Genomic DNA, 21,423 nt, shown 5'->3' with positions numbered 1-21,423 from the left:
GCCCGGTAACACAACACTGAATCATATAAGTGGATCGATTCCGATCTGGATAAGTTCTCGACAGCACACAGCTGTTTTGTTTTCCTGAATGATTGCGGGAGGCGATGATGGTCTCTCGCTTATGGGTTGGCCCGCATGTGCGGGCTGGTGAGTGCAGCGAAACTTTCCTGTGGTCCGGCTACGCACAAACGTCTCAAGGCGATCCCCGGCGTCTCACTATCCCGCAGGAGCTATGCCTGGTTTACACCATGTCTGTTGCTTGGGCGGCCGCGCTAGCCACACCTACCAGAGACACCTCCGCCGTTGGCGCAAAGACCATATCGTTGTTGCCCAGATCCTGGGTCCAGTCGCCGGTGAGGGCAATCTCAAACCGATGGCCCTGGGCGTCAGGTTCCACATCCTTGAGGTAGGTGCGGTCCAGATCTGCGTTATATGCCATCTTCAGCGTAGTACCGGTACCGTCACCGAACCCTGTGTAACCCAGCGCCGACACGTCGATCTTGTCGTTGTTGTCGGCGAACCGTACGAGCAGGTCCACAAAACTCTGGCTGTCCGTGCGGTAGCTGTCAGTCGCCGCCGTGTAGCGGAACACATCAGCGTCGTTGCCGTTACGGGCATAAATCGAAATGTTCGGGTCGTCGCCGCCGATCAGCAGATCGGCACCTGCGCCTCCGATGATCACATCCGAGCCTCTGCCGCCGTCGATACGGTCGTTGCCGGCGAGGCCATAGATGACTTCCGACATTGCGCTTCCTGTGATCAGATCCTTGCCTGCCGTTCCTTCGACGGCGGGTGCCGTGAACACCAGGTTGGTGCTGTTCAATTGCCCGACCAGATTGCCTTCGAATGCCAGTTCGAAGCGCTGCCCGTTGGCATCGGCATCGAAGCTTTTCAGGTATGTGCGAGTGCCCTCGGCGTTGGCCTGGATGGCCAGCGTGCCATTGTGGCCATCGCCAATGCCGGTAAAGCCCAACGCAATCAGATCGACACGGTCCTGAGAGGCGTCGAAGTCCAGAATCCGGTCACTGCCGGTTTCGGTAGCGGTCCGGTAGCTGTCGCTGATCTGGGTGAAGCGGAAAATATCTGCGCCGGTCCCGCCTGCCAGCACGTCACGGCCACCCGCGCCTTGCAGCACATCGTCTCCGTCCAGACCACGGATAATTTCGGCTGTGTCGTTACCCAGCAAGTGATTGGCATCGCTGGAGCCATCCACATGATATTTACCGTCCTGGCTGCCAAAGGTAGTGTCCAGGCTGCCATCCGCGTTCAGTCGGGTGATCACGTCCCCGGCGATCAGGATTTTGCCATCGGGCTGAACGATTGCCGAGTGGGCATAGGCGGACTCGCCTTGGGGCACCTGGATAGTGAGCTTGCCATCACCGCTAAAGGAGGTATCGAAGGAACCGTCCGCATTCAGCCGCAGCACGTTGAAGGCGGTATTGTCATTACTCTCGCCGGCAATGATGATCTTTCCATCGGCTTGCACGGTCATCGCAGCGCGGTAGTCCAGCCCCAGCGCGGTATCGAAGTACACCACGCCGTCCACGCCAAACGCGGTATCCAGGTTGCCGTCGGCTGCAAGTCGCTGAACGGCATAAACCGGATCGCCCGGGTCGTGGGGTCCGTCGGCGCCCACGTACAGCCAACTGCCGAGCAGTACGCTGCCGTCGGGCTGTACAACGGTGGCGATATTACCGGTGCCGTAGTATCCGGTCGGGTTGAGGACAAGTGCGCCGTTGGCACCGAAATCCTCTACCGGAGCACCGCTGCTGTCCAGCTTGAACACTATTGCTTGCGAAGTGCCGCGAAGGCTGACGTACACCGAGCCGTCTGCTGTGGCGTAAATAGCCATCCCATCGGATCCGAAGGGCACATCAAGGCCCGCGGCGCCGCCATTGCCGAAAGTGCTGTCCAGGGTGCCATCCACGTTGAAGCGTTCTACCTTCAGACCGCCGAGCCCTGGCTGTGCTGATAGCACTTTACCGTCGGCCTGCACCGCCATTACGTAGTAAGCATAATCTTCCGGATCCAGATTGCCGGGCACGAGGGCAATTCCGTCCTGGCCGAAGCTGTTGTCCAGGCTGCCGTCAGCGTTGAGGCGCACCGCCGTGTAGCTGCCGCGCGTGCCATAGCTTTCATCGCCCGGCGAGCCTGGGTAACCAATAGCAGTCTGGAAGCTTTCGCCACCGACAAGGATTTTGCCGTCCGGCTGAAGGTTGATGCTCCAGTTTGAATCGCCACCTGTGGACGGGTCGACCTGCACTGTCCCCGGGCCGGTTCGCACGGTGTAATTGATGGTGGCCTTGCTATTGATTGACGCCATGACATTATCCTTTTAGACATGGAACCCGAAGGGAATGAGAAGGGGATTGCACGGATCCTCTGGATCTGACCTTGGCAGAATGAATAAATGCGAACACGTCAGTCCTTGATGCCGCGTATACAACGTTATTGGAGAAGCTCAATGTACCTGACCGGCAACCCAGCTAATTCACCTTCCCCGAATCCAGACTGATATGAGCACCCTCGACAACGCTTCCTCCAGAAGCTCGCCATTCGACACAAGCGCCCGGTCCCCTGGGGGCTTCGCAATATTATTTACAGGGCTATCGGGCGCTGGCAAATCAAGCATTGCCCAGGCGCTGGCGGACTATTTACAGTTACAGATCAAGAGGCCTGTCACGTTGCTGGATGGAGATGTCGTGCGAACTCATCTTTGCGCAGATCTGGATTTTTCCAGAGCGGGGCGTGCATCGAATATTGCTCGTATCGCTTATGTTGCATCTGAAGTTGTTAAGCATAAGGGGATAGCGTTGTGCGCGGTTATCGCTCCTTATGCTGATAGCCGCAGCACAATGCGCAATAAAATTATGGAAAATGGGTGTTTTTTTGAAGTCTATGTCAACACCCCGCTCAGTGTCTGTGAAGCTCGAGATGTAAAGGGGCTTTATGCAAAAGCAAGGGCCGGAACACTCCGCTCTTTCACCGGCGTTTCAGACACCTACGAACCGCCTGTAGAGCCCGACTTGATCCTTGATGGAAGTAAAGGCTCGCCCTCGTTACTGGCTTTGACGATCGTAGATTTTTTGGTGCAACAGAAGTTGATCGAGACGCCGACGAGCGCAACGGATATCAGTCTCGGCTGATAATGTGCCAATTGCTGTTCAATACGATTGGCGCGTCGAGACGAGTGCTGCATGACGTGTCGGCGGCGTTGATCCAGACGCGTATACGGATTCAGTGGATGTCTGTGCAGGCAGAAGGCGATGCCAAATGTTCCAGAAACCCTTAATCCAGTACACCGATACGCTGCTCATCCGGCCAGAACAACGCGGCCTGCCCGCACGCTTGGCCCTGCGAGTCCAGTAAGGTCCACACCACACCTGCGTAGATCATGAACGGTTTGTTATCCGCATCCACTCGCCAGCCGCTGTAGCCCTCGGCGATGCCATTTGCGGTGACCTGCTCCAGCAGTACTTGGCGCTCAGCGCGATCGAGCTCCGAGGCGCTGAAACGTGAGGGCATGCCGATGAAACGGTCGCGTGGGTACTTGAAGCATTGCAGCGCGCATTCGTTCACGTAGGTAAAACGTGGGTCAGCGGCGCCATCGTGGGCCAACAGGCTGTAGGGCGCCTGGTTGTGCAGCCAGGTGAGGCGTTGTTGCGAGTCCAGTTGTCGAGGGGACGGCAGTCCGTGGCCTGTCCAATGTCGGTAGCTTTCATCGAGCATCTGTATGAAATGTTCTTGAGACACCTGTCACCTCGCATCGTCAGTTGGAAACGTTTGCCCTTTGGTAGCCGCCGTAGCGAACGCAAGATCGCCTCGAACGCGCCCTGTGCGTTGTCTCAAAATCAGCCTCTCTGATACCTGCATGGTCATGGCCGCGCGGGCTCGCTTATCCTGTTTCCGGGCGCTCATTGTCTTCACCGCCAGTGCTGTAATCAACGAGCAAGCACAGATTCTGTTACAGAGAATTTATGTTTTAGACAGCACGCTATATCTCGGGCTGATCGGGAAGTTGATGTTGTTTTGCCATCTTGATCGCCTGGCTTCAGTGAGGTGTGACATTACCGAAGAGCGTATTTCCCAGGTTCACATCATAAGCTGTTATGGTATATTAATTTTTTATGATATTTAAAGTTTGATAAATTAAATTTAATTGTTATTTGTTGATCGGTGAATGTAACCTGATTTAAATGTTGCCAGAGCGCGAGAGCGAGCATTCTCGTGTCGAACTGCCACAGGGCTTAACGTAATACACTGCCCGCTACTATGAGTGACTGTCATGAGTGATATTCTAAACAAAATAAAACATTACAAACTTCAGGAAATAGAGGCGGCGAAAGCGAAGTTGCCGTTGAGCCGCATCAAGCAGATTGCCCTCGAACAGTCCAGCCCCCGCGGTTTTTATAAGGCACTGAAAGATAAAGAGCAGCAGGGTCTGATGGGGTTAATTGCAGAAATAAAAAAAGCGAGTCCATCAAAAGGTCTGATTCGCGAAGACTTCAATCCGCCCGAGCTGGCGAAGGCTTATGAAACCGGCGGGGCCGCCTGTTTGTCCGTTCTTACCGATACGCCAAGCTTCCAGGGCTCTCCGCAGTTTCTCATCGACGCGCGAAACGCTTGCGCCCTCCCGGTGTTGCGAAAAGACTTCATGTTTGATACTTATCAGGTGTATGAGGCGCGTGCCTGGGGCGCGGATTGCATATTGCTGATCATGGCGTCATTGAGTGATGACCTGGCTGCCGAACTTGAAAGTGCGGCCATGACGCTGGGCATGGACGTGCTGGTGGAAGTGCATGACGAAGATGAAATGGAGCGTGCGCTCAAACTGGCTTCCCCGCTGCTCGGCGTCAATAATCGCAACCTGCATACCTTCGAAGTAGACCTCGGCGTGAGCGAGCGACTGGCATCCATGGTGCCCGCAGGCAAACTCCTGGTCGGCGAAAGTGGAATCGGCAACCATAATGATTGCCTGCGACTCAAAAAAGCCGGCATCACTACCTTTCTGGTCGGCGAAAGTCTGATGCGCAAAGAGGATGTTACTGCGGCGACAAAAACACTGCTGACCGGCAGTGCTGACTGACACGTATTAAAGTTCTGGCTCAGAGGGGCGGTTATGCGCTCCTCTGACCCGTCATACACTTGTCCAGACGTATGCTGTTAGTTGCCCTGAATGCTGTGGAATCACTATCCACAGCATGCCCAGAGCCCAACCTGAAGCAGCAGAAAACCCTTACAGCGAAAACCTCGCCACCAGCTTGTTCATGTCTGCAGCAAGCACTGAAAGCTCGGAGCTTGCCGTCGCCGTCTGATTGGCCCCCGTTGCGCTCTGGATGGAAAGATCGCGAATACTCATCAGGTTGCCGTCGACCGAACGTGCGACCTGTGCCTGCTGCTCCGATGCGGTCGCAATCATCAGGTTCATTTCGTTGATTTCATTGATTGCTTTCGCGATCAGGGTCAGCGCTGCGCCGGCTTCATGAGCGATGGTGAGTGTGCCATCGGCCTGATCGCAACTTTCGCTCATGGCCTTGGTGGCCTGTGCAGTGCCCGTGAGGATGTCGCCAATCATTTTCTCGATTTCCTGAGTCGAGGTCTGGGTGCGATGTGCCAGCGCTCTGACTTCATCAGCCACCACCGCGAAACCGCGTCCCTGCTCACCTGCCCGTGCCGCTTCGATTGCCGCGTTCAGGGCCAGGAGGTTGGTTTGTTCCGCAATCGTACGAATGACTTCCAATACCTTGCTGATGTCCTTGGACTGCACGGCCAGACGCTCTACATCAACACTGGTGCTCTGCACTGTCTTGCTCAGTTTCTCGATAGCGTCGACCGTGCTGGTGACCCGCGCTGCGCCGGTGCGGGTGGACTGATCAGAGGCTTTGGCTGCATCTGATGCCGCGGCAGCATTACGCGCCACTTCATCGACCGCAGCGGTCATCTGGTTGACCGCGGTGGCTGCCTGATCGATTTCGTTATTCTGGCGCAGCAAACCTCTGCTCGACTCCTCGGTGACCGCGTTCATTTCCTCGGCGGCGGACGCCAGTTGAGTGGATGAATCGCCGATCAGCTTGATCGTATCGCGCAGATTGTTTTGCATCACCTGAGTAGAGCGCATCAGGTCGGAAAACTCGTCTTTGCCCGTGACGGTAATCACGCTGCGCAGATCACCCTTGGCGATGGTGTCGTTGACACGCAGCATGTCGCGCAACGGTGTGACGATACTTTTGGTAAACAGCACGGCCAGCACAATCGTCGCCAGCGTCGCGGCTGCAATAATAAAAATCACAAACATTAAGCCGCTTTGATACGAATCCTCGGATTCTTTTCCTGAGTTTGCGGCCTCGTCAATGTTCATTTGAACAAGTCCGTTTACGGCCTCGTCAAGAAGACGGGTAACAGGGGTGACGCTGGAACTTAGGTAGGCCAGCGCTTCATTGGTTGAGTTTTGGCGGATAAGTGCAGTGACCTGGTCGAATGCAACCAGTGCTTTATCGGTGTTTTCAGACACGGCCTTGAACAGTTGTCCTTCTTTATCGCTGGCGACAAAAGGGGCGTAAAGGGCTATCTGCTTTTTCAATTCCTCGCTCAGCGAAGCGATCATGCCGGTCGTGGTGGCCATATCCTGCGGATTGGTCTGGGACAGCATTCTGCGGACTTCCAGGCGCAAGCGCAGCATCGTGGCATTGATTCGGTCTGCGACCACCACGCTGGCCAAGGCGTCGTTTTCAAGGTCTCTGGCCGTCTCGCGAATTTCCCCCATTTTCCATACCGAAATACCCCCCAAGGCGACCAATAGGAGCGCAATAAACATAAAGCTGAGTGCTGCACGCGCAGATACTTTCAGGTTTCTCATTGCCACTGACCTCCTTGTAGAATTGATTTTTACGGTTTTAGAACTATCGGCGACTAAGCCTATAACTTGAGGCTGCAGGATTAGTCGCCATATTAGTTGCGCCCTGTTTTATGTTCTTGAGTTTTTAGTGCGCTGTTTTGGGGCGAAAATTTATCTAAGTGAGCGGCGAATAAAGCTTGCTTAGTTGAAGCTATTATCAGCAGGTGATTGAAACAGAAGTGAAAACCTACACGTGGAGGGGCACCGAACGCCCAGCCGCGCCCACCGCTCTCAATCGCAGCCATTCGATACAGGCAGACTTTCAGGGTAGAAAATCAGGGCTCAAGATCAGCCGTTTTCGTTCTGCGTGACGACTCGGTGCATGAGCTATCCCACACAAGGCTTCATAACGATTCTCTGACCACCAGCGGGCAATCCACCGGCTGGGAGCCCGATACGTCAAGGCTGTCGATCAAGTGCCGGGCGGCGTTGCGACCGATCTCGTAATACGGCAGTTGCACCGTGGTCAGCGCAGGGATGAACAGCTCGGCGATGCCGATCATGTTGTCATAACCCAGTACGGCGACATCGCCGGGGATTTTCAGGCCTTGGCCCAGCAGCAACTGGTAGGCACAAAAGGCAATGCGGTCATTGCCGCAGATCAGAATGTCGAACTGCGGACGGCCATCCACCATGTGCCGGGCAAGGATGGCGGCAGTTTCCCAATAGGCGTCATGCTCGGACAGGTTGTATTGCAACAGTTCGTCGCGAGCCAGGCCGAATGCCTCGCGGGCACGTTGCATACCCGCTTGGCGGATTTCCCAGGCCAGGCTCTGTTTAGGCAGGTTGATGAACAGCGGACGTCGATAGCCCTTGCTGAACGCGTGGTGCAAGGCGCGGTACTGACCTGTCTCGTCGTCCGGTACATAACTGACAAGGCTGCTGTCATCGGCTACGCAGTTGGCGAGCACCAGCGGTTTGCTCTTCAAGCGCTGGGGGATACTCACTTTGCGTAACCCCATGGCGCTGAAGATCAACCCGTCGGGGCGGTGCGACAGCATCAGGTCGATGTTCTGGTCAGTGGGCGGGTTGCTTAGCAGGTTGAGGATAAAGACGTTCCAGCCTGCCTGCTGCGCGGTCTGTTCGATTGACAGCAGCAACTCGACCGCAAACGGCGTCGTCGCGGTGTCCAGGGCAAATACGCCGATGGTTCGGGTCTGCAGATTGTCGCCGCGAATCCGGCGAGCCGACAGGCTGGGTACGAATTGAAGCTCATCAATCGCGTTGCGAACTCGCTGATAAGTCTCGGGGCTCAGTTTTCCCGGATCATTGAGCGCCCGAGACACCGTCATCAGCGACACACCGGCCAGTTTTGCAACGTCTTTAACTGAAGTCATGCGAGGCGGGGCCTGTCGGGTTGACTGATGATTATCATGCTACAGAGACCTGATTTTTTTCGCGACTTCAATGATTTGCCTGCAGGTATCCCGAGGAGAGTTGCCATGCGTCGGCAATGCAGACTCGGCCTCCGGTTCCATTGGCAACAAGCTTTACCCCCAGGCTGTCGGTCTGTGGATAAAGGCGGCTGCTGAAGCTGAAGCTGCCGTTTTGCTCGAACACCTCAATGGACGAGCGATCAAGGAAGATGCGCAGTTCAAGCCGGTGCTGTTGTGGATCTATCGCTACGCTGCGCTGACCGCTGACGTGGGTGCCCGACTGATCGCGGTCCAGGATCAAACGTTTTAGCGACGCATCGTAGTAGAGCAGAGTCTGCTCCTTGCCATCCGCACTGCAACGCAATGCTACGCCCAGGTGACCTTCTATACAGTCGAGCAGGTCCAGGTGCACGTGAATTTCGAGCATGTCACCGTGTATGTCGTTCAGCCATTGGCTACCCGCTTCACTCCACCAGGGGGAGCCTGGCAATGTTGCGTCGCGCAACGCTGTCAGTTCGCGTGCAGGCTGCACGCACAGGCGATCGGCGCGCACTTCAAGTTCTCGTGGCAGGCCGAGCATGCCGCGCCAGTGATGCGCCTCGGTGGGGGTCGGGCTTTCCCACATGTCGACCCACGCCCACAGCAAACGTCTGCCGTCGGCGGCCACCAACGTCTGCGCTGCATAGAAATCGTGGCCGCTGTCCAGCTCGATAAAAGGCCCGCCGGTGAACTGCCATTGACTGTCGACCTGGCCCACCCGATAGCCGGTGTGGAACCGGTTCAGTCGCTCGTAGCGCTGTGCGGGCATGCCTTGGGGTGAGTAAAGCAGTACGTCGCGTCCATTGAGGCCAAACAGGTCCGGGCATTCCCACATATAGCCGTCGCCTTCGTCGCCTGTGGACACATAGCTGACGAATTCCCAGGCGTGCAGGTCCATGGATCGATAGAGCGGCAGCAGCGGTTTGTCACCCAGGCGTGCGCCGGCAATCAGGTACCAGTGGCCATCCTGCCGCCAGACTTTCGGGTCACGGAAATGAATCATCTCGTCTTGCGGCGGGGTATCGATGACGGCGCCGTGTTTGATAAAGCTGATGCCGTCGGTACTGGTGGCCAGGCACTGCACCTGACGGATAAAACGCTCATCGCCCACTTCACCCAGCCACGTGTGCCCGGTGTAGATCAGTGCCAGGGTGTCGCCACACACCACCGCACTGCCGGAAAAACAACCGTCCTGGTCGACGTCATCACCAGGTGCCAGGGCAATGGGCAGGTGCTGCCAATGGACCAGATCGGTACTCTTTGCATGGCCCCAGTACATCGGGCCCCATTTCGCGTCGAACGGGTGGTGCTGATAGAACACGTGATATTCGCCACGAAAGAACACCACCCCGTTAGGGTCATTCATCCAGCCTGCCGGCGGGGCCAGGTGATAACCAGGACGATAATCGTGGATGAGCTGCGACAGGCCCTCTTCCAGCGCATAGTGCGCGCGCTCGAGGGCGGGAGACATCGGGTTGCTCATGGCATTCACGGAAAAACTCATAGGGTGCCTGCTTGTACGAGGTGCGGTGTGGTGCCGGGTGTCAGGTGCTGACTGGCGTCTGCATGGCGCTTCAGGGCCAGGCCATCGGCGTCGAACAGGTGCAGGTTGCTGTCGTCGAATTGCAGCGCGACCTGGTCGCCGACCCGCCAATCGGTCTTGGCATCGCAGCGACAAATCAAGGGTTCGCTTTCGCCGGTAGCCAGGTGCACGTAGACCTCGCTGCCCAGGTATTCGATACCGGTCACTGTGACGCCAACGCCGTTGTGCGCAGGATTGAGGGTGATGTGCTCCGGGCGAACCCCCAGGGTCAGTTGCGCACCCTCGGTCAGATTCGAGCTGTCGAAGGGCAGGGATTTCATGCCCAGTGCCGGGATATCGATCAGGCTGTTGCGACCCGGTGCCTGCAAGGGCACATGCATAAAATTCATTCTCGGCGAGCCCAGAAAACCGGCGACGAAGAGGCTGGCAGGGCGCTCGTAGAGTTCGCGTGGCGAGCCGACCTGTTCGACCTGACCGCCGTTGAGCACGACAATCTTGTCCGCCAGGGTCATCGCCTCTACCTGATCGTGGGTAACGTAGATCATCGTCGAGCCCAGGCGCTTGTGGAGCCGGGCGATTTCGTTGCGCATCTGAACCCGCAACGAGGCATCCAGGTTGGAAAGCGGTTCATCGAACAACAGGATGTCCGGTTCCCGCGCCATGGCCCTGCCCATGGCCACACGCTGGCGCTGCCCGCCGGACAGTTCCTTGGGCTTGCGCTGCAGCAGTTTGTCCAGTTGCAGGATCTGCGCTGTTTTCAGCACGCGTTCGCGCAGGCTGACTTTTTCCGTTTTGGCCAGCTTGAGGCCGAAACTGATGTTGTCGTAGACGCTCATGTGCGGGTACAGGGCGTAGGACTGAAAGACCATGCCGACACCACGCTCGCGCGGTTCCAGGTCATTGACCCGTCGTCCGTCGATCAGCAGGTCGCCAGCACAGATCGAATCCAGCCCGGCGATCAGGCGCAGCAGTGTCGACTTTCCACAGCCCGAAGGGCCAACGAACACAACGAACTCACCTGCAGCGATCTCCAGGCTGACGTCGCGCAGAATACGCGTGCCGCCCAATTGCTTGTTGATGTTGGCTAGCTTCAATTTCATCACGATGCTGTTCCTTGTCAGTTGTGTGCATCAACCTTTCAACGCGCCGGCAGTGAGGCCGGAAACGATGCGGCGCTGGAAGATCAGCACCAGAATCACAAGTGGGACGGTGACCAGCACCGACGCCGCCATCAACAGACCCCAGGGCAATTCGTGGGAGCTGCCACCCGAAATCAGGGCGATGGCGACCGGGACTGTTCGCTGGGCGTCTGTCAGGGTGAAGGTCAGGGCAAACAGGAACTCGTTCCACGCGGCAATAAAAGCCAGCAGACCGGTCGTGACCAGTGCGGGCCACAGCAGCGGCAACAGCACGCGGGTCAGCGTGACCCAGGGCGATGCGCCATCCATGATTGCGGCTTCTTCCAGTTCATGCGGCAGTTGCCCCATGAACGTGGTCAGCACCCAGACGGTGAAGGGCAGGGTGAAAATCGTGTAGCTCAGGATCAGCGCCCATGAGGTGTTGTACAGACCCAATGCGCGGATCACTTCAAACAGCCCCGACAGCACCGCGACCTGAGGAAACATGGAGACGCCGAGCACCATCATCAGGACCGTGCCGCGCCCTCGGAACTTGACCCTGCCCAGAGCATAGGACGCCGTCAGGCCCAGGAACAGCGCCAGTACCACCACACTCAGCGCAACCACCAGCGAGTTGGCGATGGCCTGCAGGAATGACGCTTGGCTGAGGACCGTTGCGTAATTGGAGAAGTCGGCTTCGGTGATCCAGTAGCTCACTTCAAACAAGGCGCTGGACGGTTTCAGCGAGGTCAGGATGGCGTAATAAAAAGGGAAGATTGCGTACAGCAGCACGATCCCGACAAGGCCCCAGAAGGCCAGGCGCAGCAGCGCTTTCTTCAGTTGGCGCAGGCTCATGAGCGCACCTCCAGCTGGCGACGTCCGAGGTACAGGTAAAGCATGGCAATCACGGCCACGACCAGAAACAGCAGGGTGGAGGCGGCGCTGCCGTAGCCGACGTCCTGGAATTCCACCAGATGCTGGCGGGCATAGACCGACATGCTCATGGTGCTCGAAGAGTTGGAGGTCAGGACGTAGATGACGTCGAATACCCGTAACGAATCGAGGATGCGAAAGATCGCTGCGACCAGCAGGGCGGGCATCAGCAACGGCAAAGTGACACGCCAGAACACCCGCACCGGATGAATGCCGTCGACCCTGGCGGCTTCGTAGCAATCGCTTGGCAGCATCTGCAGTGCCGCGAGCATCAGCAGGGTGACAAAGGGCACGGTCTTCCAGACGTCGACGATGATCACTGCCCACATCGACAGGTCCGCATCTGCGGTCCAGGCCAGCGGCGCGTCTATCAGGCCCAGGCTCAGCATCATGTGGTTGATGATGCCGAACTGGTCATTGAGCATCCACGACCAGATCTTCGCCGAGACGATGGTCGGAATCGCCCAGGGGATCAGAATCAACGCACGGACCAGCGCGCGGCCGGTGAACTTGACGTTCAACAGCAACGCCACCATCAGCCCCAGGACCATTTCCAGCCCGACCGACACCACGGTGAAATGCAGGGTGTTGCGCACCGCGTTCCACCATTGCGGATCGACCAGAACGCCAGACCAGATGACGCCGTCGTAGAGCAGATAATTGCTCAGGCCCACGAATGAGCCACTGCCGGTATCCGACAGGTCTGCGTCGGTCAGGCTGAACCAGAAGGTGCGCAGCAAAGGCCAGGCCGCCACCAGGATCAGGCACACCAGCATTGGCGTCAGAAACAGCCAGGCGGCGCGTAGCCTGCGACGTTGTACAGGCGTTTCCCGGGTGACGAGTTCGTCGTCTCCGGGGTAGTCGGTAGAAGAGACAGGCATGTTGATTTCCTTACGTGTGGCTTACCAGTTCCGGCGTTTGATGCGGGTCAGTTCGCGTTCCAGTTCGACCAGTGCCTGATCGACCGGTATATCGCCCGCCAGCACGCTATGCACCCGATCGAAGAACGCGTTGGAGACGCGCGGGTAGCCGTTGGCCGTGATGGCGGCGGGGCGCATGACCCCATTGCTGAGAATGCTGTGCAGCTGTGGGTAGTAAGGCATCGCCGCGAGCAACTCGGGGTCGGCATACAGAGACTCGACGACCGGGTTGTAGGCACCCGCCAGGGCACGCTGTTTTTGCTGTTGGGCGCTGGTCAGGTAGGCAACCAGTTCCGCCGCCAGCTTGGGGTTGCGGCTGTAGCGCGAAACCGCCAGGCCCCAGCCTCCGAGCGTTGAGGCGTGGGTGCCGTTCGCGCCGCCACTGGGCAGGGGCGCGACGCCGACCTTGTCTTTTATCGCGCTGTCCTTGCTTTGCACCAAGGCCCAGACGTAAGGCCAGTTACGCATGAACAGCGCATTTCCCGACTGGAATACGCCACGGCCTTCTTCCTCGGTGTAATTGAGTACGCCGGGCGGGGAGATATCGCCTATCCAGCTTTTCGCCAGGGTCAGCGCGACTCTTGAGGCCTGGCTGTTCACCACGATGTCTCCGCGCGGGTTGACCAGTCCGCCGTCCGGCTGGCTGCTGATCCATTCCAGGGCGTTGCACGTCAGGCCTTCATAGGCGCGCCCCTGGAACACGTAGCCCCACATATTGGCGTTCCCGGCGTCGCGTTCGGCTTTTTGCACGTGTTTGGCAGTAGCGGTCATGTCCTCCCAGGTCTGCGGAACCGGCTGTTGGTACTTGTCGAGCAGATCCTTGCGGTAGTACAGCAGCCCCGAATCGGTAAACCAGGGCATCGACACCAGCCGGCCGTCGACTGTGGCGTTGTCCACCTGGGCCTGGAAATAGCCTTGTGTCGCATTCGCCGGAAGCAGTTCGCGCAGGTCCGTCAGGTGTTTGGCGAGCATCCCCGGCCACACCATGTCGATTTGAATGATGTCGATGTCGGTGGACTGGGCACTGAGGATCTGCTGGTAGAACGACAGGCGCTCGGTTGCAGAGTTAGGCGTGGAAACCACCTGGACGTTGTTGCCGGTCTGTTTCGACCAGCTATCGACTGCCTCCTTGCACAGTTGCAATTCAGCTCCGACGGCTCCGCACGAGATCGTCAGATCGGCTGCGTTCGACAGCGCAGAAAAACCGGCAGACAGGGTGAGCAGCGCAGCGGGAAGAAGAGATTTCAGCTGTTTCATAGAGCCCTCTTTATTTTTGTTTTTATAAAAGTTAACGTTAACATCGTCAATGTAGCAGCGTATTTTCGATGTGGCACCCTTTTTTCTTCGATTTGCACAATTTTGCGTTGAGGGGAAAAGGCCCGGCCAACGTCACAAAAACAATAAAAACAAAACAGGAAGTCCACATGCAGAACGCATCAAGATGGCTACTCGCAGGGGTACTCGGCACCTCGACAACCGTCTCTCAGGCCGCGACTCTGGAAGAGCGGATGGCCGCATTCGAAGCCCGCGCCAGCGCTGCGGAAAAACGTGCAGCCGCAGCCGAACAGCAAACCCAGGCGCTCGCCCGGGAGCTTCAGCAACTCAAACTCGCCACCCCCGCTGCGCAGCCTGCCGCACCCGCTTCAGCGCCGACTGTGGCAGCCAGTCCACAGCCCGCTCTGGATGACCGCGTGGCAAAACTCGAGGCCCGCCAGCAAAGCATAGAGAAGCCCAGCGGTGCCGGACACCTCACCGATGGGTTCAGCTTCAAGGGCTATGCCCGCTCAGGTCTATTGATCAACGACGGGCTGGGCGGCGGTCGCGGCGGGCCTTACACAACCCCCGCGGGTTCAGTCGGTGGGGCAGTCGGGCGCCTGGGTAACGAAGACGACACCTACATGCGCTTCGATCTGTCGAAAGAAATCTATGCGCAGAACGGCACGCGTTCCAAGTTCACCGTCTCCATCGCCGATGGCGTTGAAAGCTATAACGACTGGACGGCCACCGAAAGCAACCTGAACGTGCGTCAGGTATTTACCGAACTCGACCACATCGCCGCGTTCAAGGGTAATTCGGTGTTCGAGAACGCCACGCTGTGGGCCGGCAAGCGCTTCGACAGGGATAACTTCGATATCCACTGGCTGGACTCGGACGTGGTCTTTCTGGCCGGTACCGGTGGCGGTATCTACGATGTGCAGATGACCAAGGACTGGCGCTCGAACTATTCCCTGATCGGACGTAACTACGGAGATTTCAGTGAGGGCGGCGTCGATGCCGATGTGGAAAGCTACATCCTGACCTCCAACCAGTTCTTCGACAACGGTCAGTGGCAGTGGATGTTCAACGCCATTGGCGCAAAGAAAAACGACGTCGGTACGCGCACCAATCAAGCCGGTTTTGCACCCGCAGACTCAGGCTTGCACACCATGTTGGCCAATCACCAGAAGGACTTTTTTGGTCGGGAAGGCTTCTTCAAGACGGCGTTGCTCTACGGGCAGGGCCTGGGTGCACAGGTCAAGGATATTGGCGCGGATGGCGAACTGATCGACGACGCCCGCGCGTTGCGTCTTGCCATGTATGGCGAAACGCCTATCGCGCCGGGATGGCGCATCGGCCCGAGCCTGCTGGCCGAGCAGAGCAAAGACCGCTATGTCAAAGGCGACGATTACCGTTGGCTCACGCTGAACATGCGCCTGGCCAACGAGATCAACAGCAACTTCGAGATGGCCTACGAGCTGAGTTGGCAAACCATGGACCTCGACCCCAAAGGCTACCTGCAACGCAATGCCGTCGACGGTAACTTCTGGAAGTTTACGGTTGCACCGACCTTCAAGCCGGACATGGGTGACCTGCTCACGCGCCCCGAACTGCGAGTGTTCGCAAGCCTCATGAACTGGTCTTCGGACCTGGACCGCTACAGCACGACCGGCAACTTCGGCAAAAGCGACTTCAACGCCGGTGGTGTATGGCAATTCGGCATTCAGATGGAGACCTGGTTTTAGGCGCTCTACATAAAGCCCGGCGCTGCGTGCCGGGCTCTATGTCTTGTCTATCAAATGCTACGGTCTCGATGCTCATGCCTGACTCGTGAGTATCGGACAATCTTACTGACCAGCTACGCCCTTCATCACCTGCACCCTGAGCACCTTGTTGGCAGCGGTAATGTACGCCCAGCTTGCCTGTCCAGTGGAGCAGAACGTCAGGTTGCTGGTATCGGCAGCTGCGACCAGCAGTTTGCCCAGTGGCTTACCTGCTGCGGAAAACACCTGAATACCTTCCTTGCTGCTGCTCCACAGGTTGCCGAGCGCGTCGACTTTGATCCCGTCCGGGATGCCGGGCTCGATGTCAGCGAACACCTTGCCGTTGATCAAACGACCGTCGCGTACCTGATAGACCATGATGCGATGTGCCAGCTTCTTGTTGGTGAAGTCGTGGGCCATCTGTGAGTCGGCCACATACAGCAGCTGTTGATCCGGCGAGAAGGCCAGGCCGTTGGGCGAGTGGACTTCGGGTGTATCGAGACGGGTGATCTGTCCGGTGTCGGGTACGTAGCGATAGATGAACTCGCCGCCTTGTTCGGGCTTGCCGCCATAGCCTTCGCTTTTGCTCAGCACGCCGAAGGTGGGATCGGAAAACCAGAGAGTGCCGCTTTTATCCGCCACGACATCGTTCGGGCTGTTCAGTCGTTTGCCCTGGTAGGTGTCGACCAATGTACGCCACTCACCATTGGGCTCCTGCCGTACGATGCCACGCTTGCCATGCGAGGCCGCCAACACACGGCCCTGGCCGTCGAGCGTATGCCCGTTTTGAAAGTCGGCCTTTTCCAGCCAGGTGGACACGCCATCCTTTGCCTGCCAGCTACTGACCTTGTTGGCTTTGATGTCACTCCAGATCAAACGGCCATCGGCCAGGCACAGCGGGCCTTCTGCCCATTTCGCCTGATCGGTGAGCAGCTCGACGCGTGCCTGGGGGGCAACCAGTTGACTGAAGGCCGGATCGATAACGACTTGCCGGACAGGGGCGACGGCGTCGGTTGCGCCTGCTGAACCTGCGGCCAGGAGCGCACCGCCCAATAACCATGAGGAGGGGCGCAGGAAGCGTTTTTTACAGGTTGGTTTCATGTGTTCAGGTCCGTATGCAATCAGTAGGCACAGCTGCCGTTGGTACGTTTGTCAGCCGCATCTGGTTTAAGTTTGATGATCAGCTGAACATTGGGTTGATCACCCACTGTGCGCGTCAGGTGGCCTACACGCTCGTCATCCGCACGCGGCCGGGACCGGGTGTCGGCATTGAACTGCATCTCTCCCGGTCCTTGCACCAGCACGCTGCCGTCGGTGGTTTCCACTGACCATTGCCCCTGCAGGGTGATGACCCATTGTGGCCCCGGCGCGTGGTGCCAGTTGCCGACATAGCCCACCGGCAGCACCGCGTAAGCGATGCTTTCAATATCGTCAGGGGAGACGCCGACCCATTGCGGCGCGGCTGGCGGGGCATAGCTTTTGAACTCCAGGCCTTCCAGGCGGCAGTGGCCCACATGCGTGGCACCTTTTTCGTCAGCCCACAGCGTGGCATATGACACAGGCGGTTGCAGTTGACCGTTGCTGTGAGTCATTTGCGTAGACTCTTTCGGCACCGATTGCACGTCGGCATTGGCACTCGCCATGCCCGCGCAGGCGGCGCAGGCCAGGGCCAGGGTGTATAGAGACTTCATCGGGTCACTCCGTTTACAGGGAAATTCCATGTGTCTTTCGCAAGACAGCGCGCTGCTCAGGCCGGTCGGGTGTGAGGCAGCCAGCGCTGCTGCAAATCCCGCCGTATGACTTCGATCACCCACATCCACAGCAAGTGCCCGAAGGTTTCAGATAACAACTCCGAGGCAGGCAGCTCCCACAGCGGCGGTGCCCAATGGAACGTCGGCAGGATGACGCCGTGAAAACCCAGAGTCACCAACAGGCCGAAACCCAGACCCTGCCACAGGGCGGTGCGCGGATACCTGAGTACAAGCAGGCAATAGAACATGGCGAAGAAGATGGAAAAGCCATGGTGGACCAGGGCACTGCCGTAATTCACAACATGCTCTGAATACACGTAGGTCAGCTGCTGAGCGTTGATGCCCAGCGAATCAAGCATTTCCACAGGGGGGACCGGGCGATCCGGCGTGCGAGGCGGGAAGGGTATTTCTGTGCCCCATTTGATGAAACTGGAAACATTGCCCCCAACAAAGCCGGCCAGTGCGGCGACACCATACGCTCGCGTGTTCAAATCGATGCCCCTTCTTCGATAGACCAGGCTGTGAGCGATCTCGCCCTAGCCGTTGAGCCATGAAGTATGTGCAACGCTCATTTATTTGTAACATACTAATTTGATAGCTCATTGATACTAAAAAAATATCAGATGATTGATTTGAAATTGATGCGCCAGTACGTGGTGGTCGCTGAAACCTTGAATTTTCGCAAGGCCGCGCAGCGCTTGAACATGTCACAGCCGCCACTGAGCGTTGCGATTCGTCGTCTGGAAGAATGCCTGGGCGTGCAGCTGTTGCAGCGCAGTACGCGCTCCACGCAACTGACCGCTGCAGGCGTCGTGTTTCTGGCCGAGGCTCGGCAGACACTGTTGCAGGCCGAACGGGCCTGTGAAATGGCACGTCGCTCTGCGGCAGGCATGCTCGGCACGATTCGCCTGGGCTTTGTCGATAGCGTTGTCGATGGTTTGCTGCCGGCGCTTCTGCGTCGCTATCAGGCTGCGAACCCGAACGTCGATATTCAACTGCAGGAGGCCACCCCTCCCGAGCAGCTTGAAGGCCTGCGCAACGACCGGCTGGACGTCGGCATTCTGGTGCTGCCGGTTATAGAGCCGGGCAATATCTATATCGAGCCGCTGTTCGAGGACCGCATGATCGCGGTGCTGCCGCAGGATCATCCCTTGGCAGAGCAGACGTCCATCGGTCTTGCGGCGTTGGCAGATCAACCCTGGATTCTGTTCGCCCCGCATCATGGTCCGGGCATGCACTCGCATATTCTGCTGGCCTGCGCCAGTGCAGGCTTTACTCCGCGGGTCGTGCAACAGCCTCGCCAGATGCAGACCACGGCTGCGCTGGTGGCAGGGGGAATGGGCGTGGCGCTGATGCCGCAGCGCTATGCCCGACGTCAGCCTGGGCGGTTGGCCTGTCGCGAGCTGACGGGCCCGGGTACACCTGTTGCCTATGTGCTGGCGCTGGCGTATCGCGAGCTGTCTCCGTGTGCGCAGTCCTTGCGCGAAGTGATCATGGAGCTGGTTCAGTCGCCGGCGTTCACGCTGTCGTCCGCTGAGTCATGACGCCGTCACTTGGACCTCAACCCGCTATTCGCGTGCCGGTTCAAATGCACTGAACGCCTTGCTACGGCCTGACTCCAAATCTTGCCCCGGCGCTCAAACCAATGCATCACGTCGATGGGTGTTCGAATCCTCTGCCAATCAAGGAATTCCCATGACCGATCCACGTAACGTCGCCCACGACAAAAAAGTCCAGCAAGAGAAAAAGAACCACGGCGAAGAAATCGCGCCGAATGCCGAGCACGCGCCTCAGCCTGGTATGAAGCCAGCACTCAAGCACGATGATGACGAGCAGGAAGAGCAGGCGTAAGCCAGTGACCTGATCGTGACTTTTGGCGGTGCTGACTGATGTCAGCATCCGCTGGGGGCCGCCTTCGAGCTCATTAATTCAGGCAGGTAACAGAGGCCTATAGCATGCTCAAACACATCATTTTTGACGTAAACGAGACGCTGCTGGATCTGGCTGCGCTCGATGGTTTCTTCGAGGGACTGTTCGGCGACAGCCGCTTGCGCACCGAATGGTTCCTGACGCTACAAGAGTGCTGGATGACCAACACCATAACCGGCCAGTACCAGGCGTTTGGTGATCTGGCGCAGGGCGCGTTGAGAATGGTTGCCGCACGGCACCAGGTTGAAGTGGGCGATGATCAGTGCCAGGCCCTGGCCGCAGGCATCAAATCTCTTCCTGCGCATAACGACGTTCATCAGGCACTGCAGTTATTGAACGACAAAGGATTTGTGCTCATTGCCCTGAGCAATGGCGCGCTGGAGGCGCTGCGGCAACAGCTCGAATTTGCAGGATTGACCGACTGCTTCGAGCACATCATGGCCGGCAGCGAAATCAGTCAATTCAAGCCCTCCGTGGCAACCTATCAAATGGTCGCACAGCGCCTGGGCATCGCGCCGGATCAGATGATCATGGTCGCTGCGCACACCTGGGACATCGCCGGGGCTGCCCAGGCCGGATGTCGCACCGCGTTTGTCGAGCGTCCGGGAAAGGTGCTCAACCCGATCGGCACCCAGCCCGATTTAATCGGTAAAGATGTTCAGGATGTCGCCATGAAACTCTGCGCAGGTCCGTTTTAGCGCTGATTCGCGAGTCGGCTTCCAGCGGTCCCTGATCACTTGCAGACGTTCATTTGAAGGGAATGATCGATATCTCGCCGTTCCTCTCAATGATCGCGTACCTGATGTCCTTCATCTCCACGATCCCTTGCGTGGTTCGCGCTGCCTCCATCACATCTGATTCACTGATACGCGCCTCTCTCATTCGTTTGGTCAGTGGCTTGCCATCCTCCACGATCACAGTAGGGCCGCCATCCAGAAACTTTGCCAGCCGCTTCGATCGGCGCTTGGCCAGGGAAAAGCCGACGTCTATAGCGATAAGGGTGGAGATGATCAGTATTGCGTTGGTGACCGAAAAATCATCGCCCAGCAGCGCTTGCTGAGTGGCCTCGCCAATGATCAGCAACAAGACGAAATCGAAGGTGGTGAGGTCGGTAAGGGAGCGGCGTCCGGCAATACGAAACAAGACCATCAAGACAAAATAAATCGCTGCTGCTCTGAGCACTGCATCCATAAATCGCTTTCTCTCTACGGGTAGATGAACCTGGGCATCGGCAGCGTTTCGCCACCCAGCATATGCATTTGCCCTCGGTACAGTCCCACCCCGTTACTGCGAACAGTCAGGTACAAGGTGGCTAAACCGTCCTTGTCGGCCTGCATCGGAATGACCAGATCACGGCCTTCGCTGTGAAGAGGCGCAGGCTGGGGATTAAGTTTCTCGATCGACACACCTTCGAGCAGCCCACTGCCGACGACCAGATAACGCATTTCGGAGGGGGCGCCTTTGGACGTGACAATCATATCGTCCTGGCTGCCGTTGCGGCTGAAGCGCTCGTAGCTCACCTGCAGTTGGCCGTCTGCCGTTCGAGGCTCCACCTGGCTCAATGGCCCTTTGGAAAACAAACCGGCAAGGGTCAGCACTATCAACACAATCAGGCCTGCCCAACCGATGCGCTCAAAGCGCCAGACTCGACGCTGTTGCGCCATATCTTCCTCGACGGGATATGACCGGCTGCGGAACTCATGGTCGTGCGCTTCATCACCGCTTAGTGCCATTAACGTGCTTTCCGTTAGTGAAATTTTGTAGGGGCCTATACGCCCCGTTCAGCCCGCTGCCCAGGCTGGCTGCAAGCTTTGCCATGGCGGGTGAGCGTTGAAGAGTAGCGACCGGGTTGGAGGGGCGGGCGTGGTGACTTTATCTGCCCATCGACGGTGAGTCGAC

The 21,423-nt window shown here is 57.8% G+C and carries 20 protein-coding genes; 6 read left to right on the top strand and 14 right to left on the bottom strand.

Features of this window, described 5'->3' with window-relative positions; translation table 11 throughout:
* Positions 1–241 precede the first annotated feature (241 nt).
* On the bottom strand, positions 242–2,323 hold the full coding sequence (locus JOE33_RS10350) for a M10 family metallopeptidase C-terminal domain-containing protein (protein ID WP_122578935.1): 2,082 nt from the start codon (positions 2,321–2,323) through the stop codon (positions 242–244).
* A 193-nt stretch (positions 2,324–2,516) separates the two neighbouring features.
* On the opposite strand from JOE33_RS10350, the gene cysC reads away from it, so the two are divergent.
* A complete protein-coding gene (gene cysC, locus JOE33_RS10345; protein WP_122590309.1) occupies positions 2,517–3,146 on the top strand; it encodes an adenylyl-sulfate kinase in 630 nt (209 codons plus the stop codon).
* A 142-nt stretch (positions 3,147–3,288) separates the two neighbouring features.
* Here cysC and JOE33_RS10340 read toward each other — a convergent pair whose 3' ends face one another.
* Entirely contained in the window at positions 3,289–3,729 is a 441-nt protein-coding gene (locus tag JOE33_RS10340; RefSeq protein WP_032613206.1) for an MEKHLA domain-containing protein, read from the bottom strand.
* Between the two features lie 556 nt (positions 3,730–4,285).
* Here JOE33_RS10340 and trpC point away from each other — a divergent pair.
* A complete protein-coding gene (gene trpC / locus JOE33_RS10335; protein WP_122591282.1) occupies positions 4,286–5,086 on the top strand; it encodes an indole-3-glycerol phosphate synthase TrpC in 801 nt (266 codons plus the stop codon).
* A gap of 150 nt (positions 5,087–5,236) precedes the next feature.
* Here the strand turns inward: trpC and JOE33_RS10330 are convergent, their stop codons facing one another.
* The 7 genes from JOE33_RS10330 to JOE33_RS10300 all read right to left on the bottom strand — a co-directional run bounded on the left by JOE33_RS10330 (position 5,237) and on the right by JOE33_RS10300 (position 14,081).
* Complete coding sequence (locus JOE33_RS10330; RefSeq protein ID WP_122591280.1) at positions 5,237–6,856, bottom strand: methyl-accepting chemotaxis protein; 1,620 nt, start codon at positions 6,854–6,856, stop codon at positions 5,237–5,239.
* 383 nt (positions 6,857–7,239) lie between these two features.
* Positions 7,240–8,232 (bottom strand): LacI family DNA-binding transcriptional regulator, encoded by a 993-nt coding sequence (locus JOE33_RS10325; protein ID WP_187625639.1) that lies wholly within the window; start codon positions 8,230–8,232, stop codon positions 7,240–7,242.
* A gap of 67 nt (positions 8,233–8,299) precedes the next feature.
* Positions 8,300–9,814 carry a glycoside hydrolase family 32 protein gene (locus JOE33_RS10320; RefSeq protein ID WP_187625640.1) on the bottom strand — a complete coding sequence of 505 codons (1,515 nt, stop codon included), beginning with the start codon at positions 9,812–9,814 and terminating at the stop codon, positions 8,300–8,302.
* A complete protein-coding gene (gene ugpC / locus JOE33_RS10315; protein WP_338125251.1) occupies positions 9,811–10,956 on the bottom strand; it encodes a sn-glycerol-3-phosphate ABC transporter ATP-binding protein UgpC in 1,146 nt (381 codons plus the stop codon). The genes JOE33_RS10320 and ugpC overlap by 4 nt, the downstream gene beginning before the upstream one ends.
* A 27-nt stretch (positions 10,957–10,983) precedes the next feature.
* On the bottom strand, positions 10,984–11,826 hold the full coding sequence (locus JOE33_RS10310; RefSeq protein ID WP_096103063.1) for a carbohydrate ABC transporter permease: 843 nt from the start codon (positions 11,824–11,826) through the stop codon (positions 10,984–10,986).
* Positions 11,823–12,785: a sugar ABC transporter permease gene (locus JOE33_RS10305; protein WP_032613190.1), complete on the bottom strand. Its 963-nt coding sequence runs from the start codon at positions 12,783–12,785 to the stop codon at positions 11,823–11,825. Before JOE33_RS10305 ends, JOE33_RS10310 begins: the two co-directional genes overlap by 4 nt.
* A gap of 21 nt (positions 12,786–12,806) precedes the next feature.
* Positions 12,807–14,081 (bottom strand): ABC transporter substrate-binding protein, encoded by a 1,275-nt coding sequence (locus JOE33_RS10300; RefSeq protein WP_187625642.1) that lies wholly within the window; start codon positions 14,079–14,081, stop codon positions 12,807–12,809.
* Between the two features lie 167 nt (positions 14,082–14,248).
* Here JOE33_RS10300 and JOE33_RS10295 point away from each other — a divergent pair, with 167 nt between their 5' ends.
* Positions 14,249–15,826 carry a carbohydrate porin gene (locus JOE33_RS10295; protein ID WP_187625643.1) on the top strand — a complete coding sequence of 526 codons (1,578 nt, stop codon included), beginning with the start codon at positions 14,249–14,251 and terminating at the stop codon, positions 15,824–15,826.
* A 102-nt stretch (positions 15,827–15,928) separates the two neighbouring features.
* On the opposite strand, the gene JOE33_RS10290 is transcribed toward JOE33_RS10295, so the two are convergent.
* From JOE33_RS10290 to JOE33_RS10280, 3 genes are read right to left on the bottom strand one after another with little or no spacing between them, the layout of a single operon-like run.
* On the bottom strand, positions 15,929–16,945 hold the full coding sequence (locus JOE33_RS10290; RefSeq protein ID WP_187625644.1) for an SMP-30/gluconolactonase/LRE family protein: 1,017 nt from the start codon (positions 16,943–16,945) through the stop codon (positions 15,929–15,931).
* 20 nt (positions 16,946–16,965) lie between these two features.
* On the bottom strand, positions 16,966–17,535 hold the full coding sequence (locus tag JOE33_RS10285; protein WP_054992656.1) for a hypothetical protein: 570 nt from the start codon (positions 17,533–17,535) through the stop codon (positions 16,966–16,968).
* A gap of 56 nt (positions 17,536–17,591) precedes the next feature.
* Entirely contained in the window at positions 17,592–18,086 is a 495-nt protein-coding gene (locus JOE33_RS10280; RefSeq protein ID WP_054992655.1) for a DUF1440 domain-containing protein, read from the bottom strand.
* Positions 18,087–18,218: 132 nt separating this feature from the next.
* Between JOE33_RS10280 and JOE33_RS10275 the strand changes: the two genes are divergently transcribed.
* The 3 genes from JOE33_RS10275 (at position 18,219) to JOE33_RS10265 (ending at position 20,222) form a co-directional block, all read left to right on the top strand.
* Positions 18,219–19,139: a LysR family transcriptional regulator gene (locus JOE33_RS10275; protein ID WP_187625645.1), complete on the top strand. Its 921-nt coding sequence runs from the start codon at positions 18,219–18,221 to the stop codon at positions 19,137–19,139.
* A gap of 151 nt (positions 19,140–19,290) precedes the next feature.
* A complete protein-coding gene (locus JOE33_RS10270) occupies positions 19,291–19,446 on the top strand; it encodes a hypothetical protein (RefSeq protein WP_003317799.1) in 156 nt (51 codons plus the stop codon).
* A 104-nt stretch (positions 19,447–19,550) separates the two neighbouring features.
* Entirely contained in the window at positions 19,551–20,222 is a 672-nt protein-coding gene (locus JOE33_RS10265; protein WP_187625646.1) for a haloacid dehalogenase type II, read from the top strand.
* 49 nt (positions 20,223–20,271) lie between these two features.
* Here the strand turns inward: JOE33_RS10265 and JOE33_RS10260 are convergent, their stop codons facing one another.
* Together JOE33_RS10260 and JOE33_RS10255 are read right to left on the bottom strand one after the other, a co-directional pair.
* On the bottom strand, positions 20,272–20,715 hold the full coding sequence (locus tag JOE33_RS10260) for a YetF domain-containing protein (protein WP_054992652.1): 444 nt from the start codon (positions 20,713–20,715) through the stop codon (positions 20,272–20,274).
* Between the two features lie 14 nt (positions 20,716–20,729).
* On the bottom strand, positions 20,730–21,257 hold the full coding sequence (locus tag JOE33_RS10255) for a hypothetical protein (RefSeq protein ID WP_245227889.1): 528 nt from the start codon (positions 21,255–21,257) through the stop codon (positions 20,730–20,732).
* Between the last annotated feature and the right edge of the window lie 166 nt (positions 21,258–21,423).

Origin of the sequence: Pseudomonas sp. PvP027, from assembly GCF_017833005.1 — a bacterium.
GTDB lineage: Bacteria > Pseudomonadota > Gammaproteobacteria > Pseudomonadales > Pseudomonadaceae > Aquipseudomonas > Aquipseudomonas congelans.
Note: the sequence above shows the minus strand (reverse complement) of the source record. Positions and strands in the feature narration are given on the sequence as shown.

Bases quoted from the DNA above. Each gene is read 5' to 3' on its own strand.
- JOE33_RS10350 (WP_122578935.1), bottom strand. From the start codon at position 2,323: ATGGCGTCAATCAATAGCAAGGCCACCATCAATTACACCGTGCGAACC.
- trpC (WP_122591282.1), top strand. From the start codon at position 4,286: ATGAGTGATATTCTAAACAAAATAAAACATTACAAACTTCAGGAAATA.
- JOE33_RS10275 (WP_187625645.1), top strand. From the start codon at position 18,219: ATGATTGATTTGAAATTGATGCGCCAGTACGTGGTGGTCGCTGAAACC.
- JOE33_RS10300 (WP_187625642.1), bottom strand. From the start codon at position 14,081: ATGAAACAGCTGAAATCTCTTCTTCCCGCTGCGCTGCTCACCCTGTCT.
- JOE33_RS10290 (WP_187625644.1), bottom strand. From the start codon at position 16,945: ATGAAACCAACCTGTAAAAAACGCTTCCTGCGCCCCTCCTCATGGTTA.
- JOE33_RS10265 (WP_187625646.1), top strand. From the start codon at position 19,551: ATGCTCAAACACATCATTTTTGACGTAAACGAGACGCTGCTGGATCTG.
- JOE33_RS10330 (WP_122591280.1), bottom strand. From the start codon at position 6,856: ATGAGAAACCTGAAAGTATCTGCGCGTGCAGCACTCAGCTTTATGTTT.
- JOE33_RS10325 (WP_187625639.1), bottom strand. From the start codon at position 8,232: ATGACTTCAGTTAAAGACGTTGCAAAACTGGCCGGTGTGTCGCTGATG.
- JOE33_RS10320 (WP_187625640.1), bottom strand. From the start codon at position 9,814: ATGAGTTTTTCCGTGAATGCCATGAGCAACCCGATGTCTCCCGCCCTC.
- JOE33_RS10285 (WP_054992656.1), bottom strand. From the start codon at position 17,535: ATGAAGTCTCTATACACCCTGGCCCTGGCCTGCGCCGCCTGCGCGGGC.
- JOE33_RS10255 (WP_245227889.1), bottom strand. From the start codon at position 21,257: ATGGCACTAAGCGGTGATGAAGCGCACGACCATGAGTTCCGCAGCCGG.
- JOE33_RS10270 (WP_003317799.1), top strand. From the start codon at position 19,291: ATGACCGATCCACGTAACGTCGCCCACGACAAAAAAGTCCAGCAAGAG.
- JOE33_RS10295 (WP_187625643.1), top strand. From the start codon at position 14,249: ATGCAGAACGCATCAAGATGGCTACTCGCAGGGGTACTCGGCACCTCG.
- JOE33_RS10340 (WP_032613206.1), bottom strand. From the start codon at position 3,729: ATGCTCGATGAAAGCTACCGACATTGGACAGGCCACGGACTGCCGTCC.
- JOE33_RS10305 (WP_032613190.1), bottom strand. From the start codon at position 12,785: ATGCCTGTCTCTTCTACCGACTACCCCGGAGACGACGAACTCGTCACC.
- cysC (WP_122590309.1), top strand. From the start codon at position 2,517: ATGAGCACCCTCGACAACGCTTCCTCCAGAAGCTCGCCATTCGACACA.
- JOE33_RS10260 (WP_054992652.1), bottom strand. From the start codon at position 20,715: ATGGATGCAGTGCTCAGAGCAGCAGCGATTTATTTTGTCTTGATGGTC.
- JOE33_RS10310 (WP_096103063.1), bottom strand. From the start codon at position 11,826: ATGAGCCTGCGCCAACTGAAGAAAGCGCTGCTGCGCCTGGCCTTCTGG.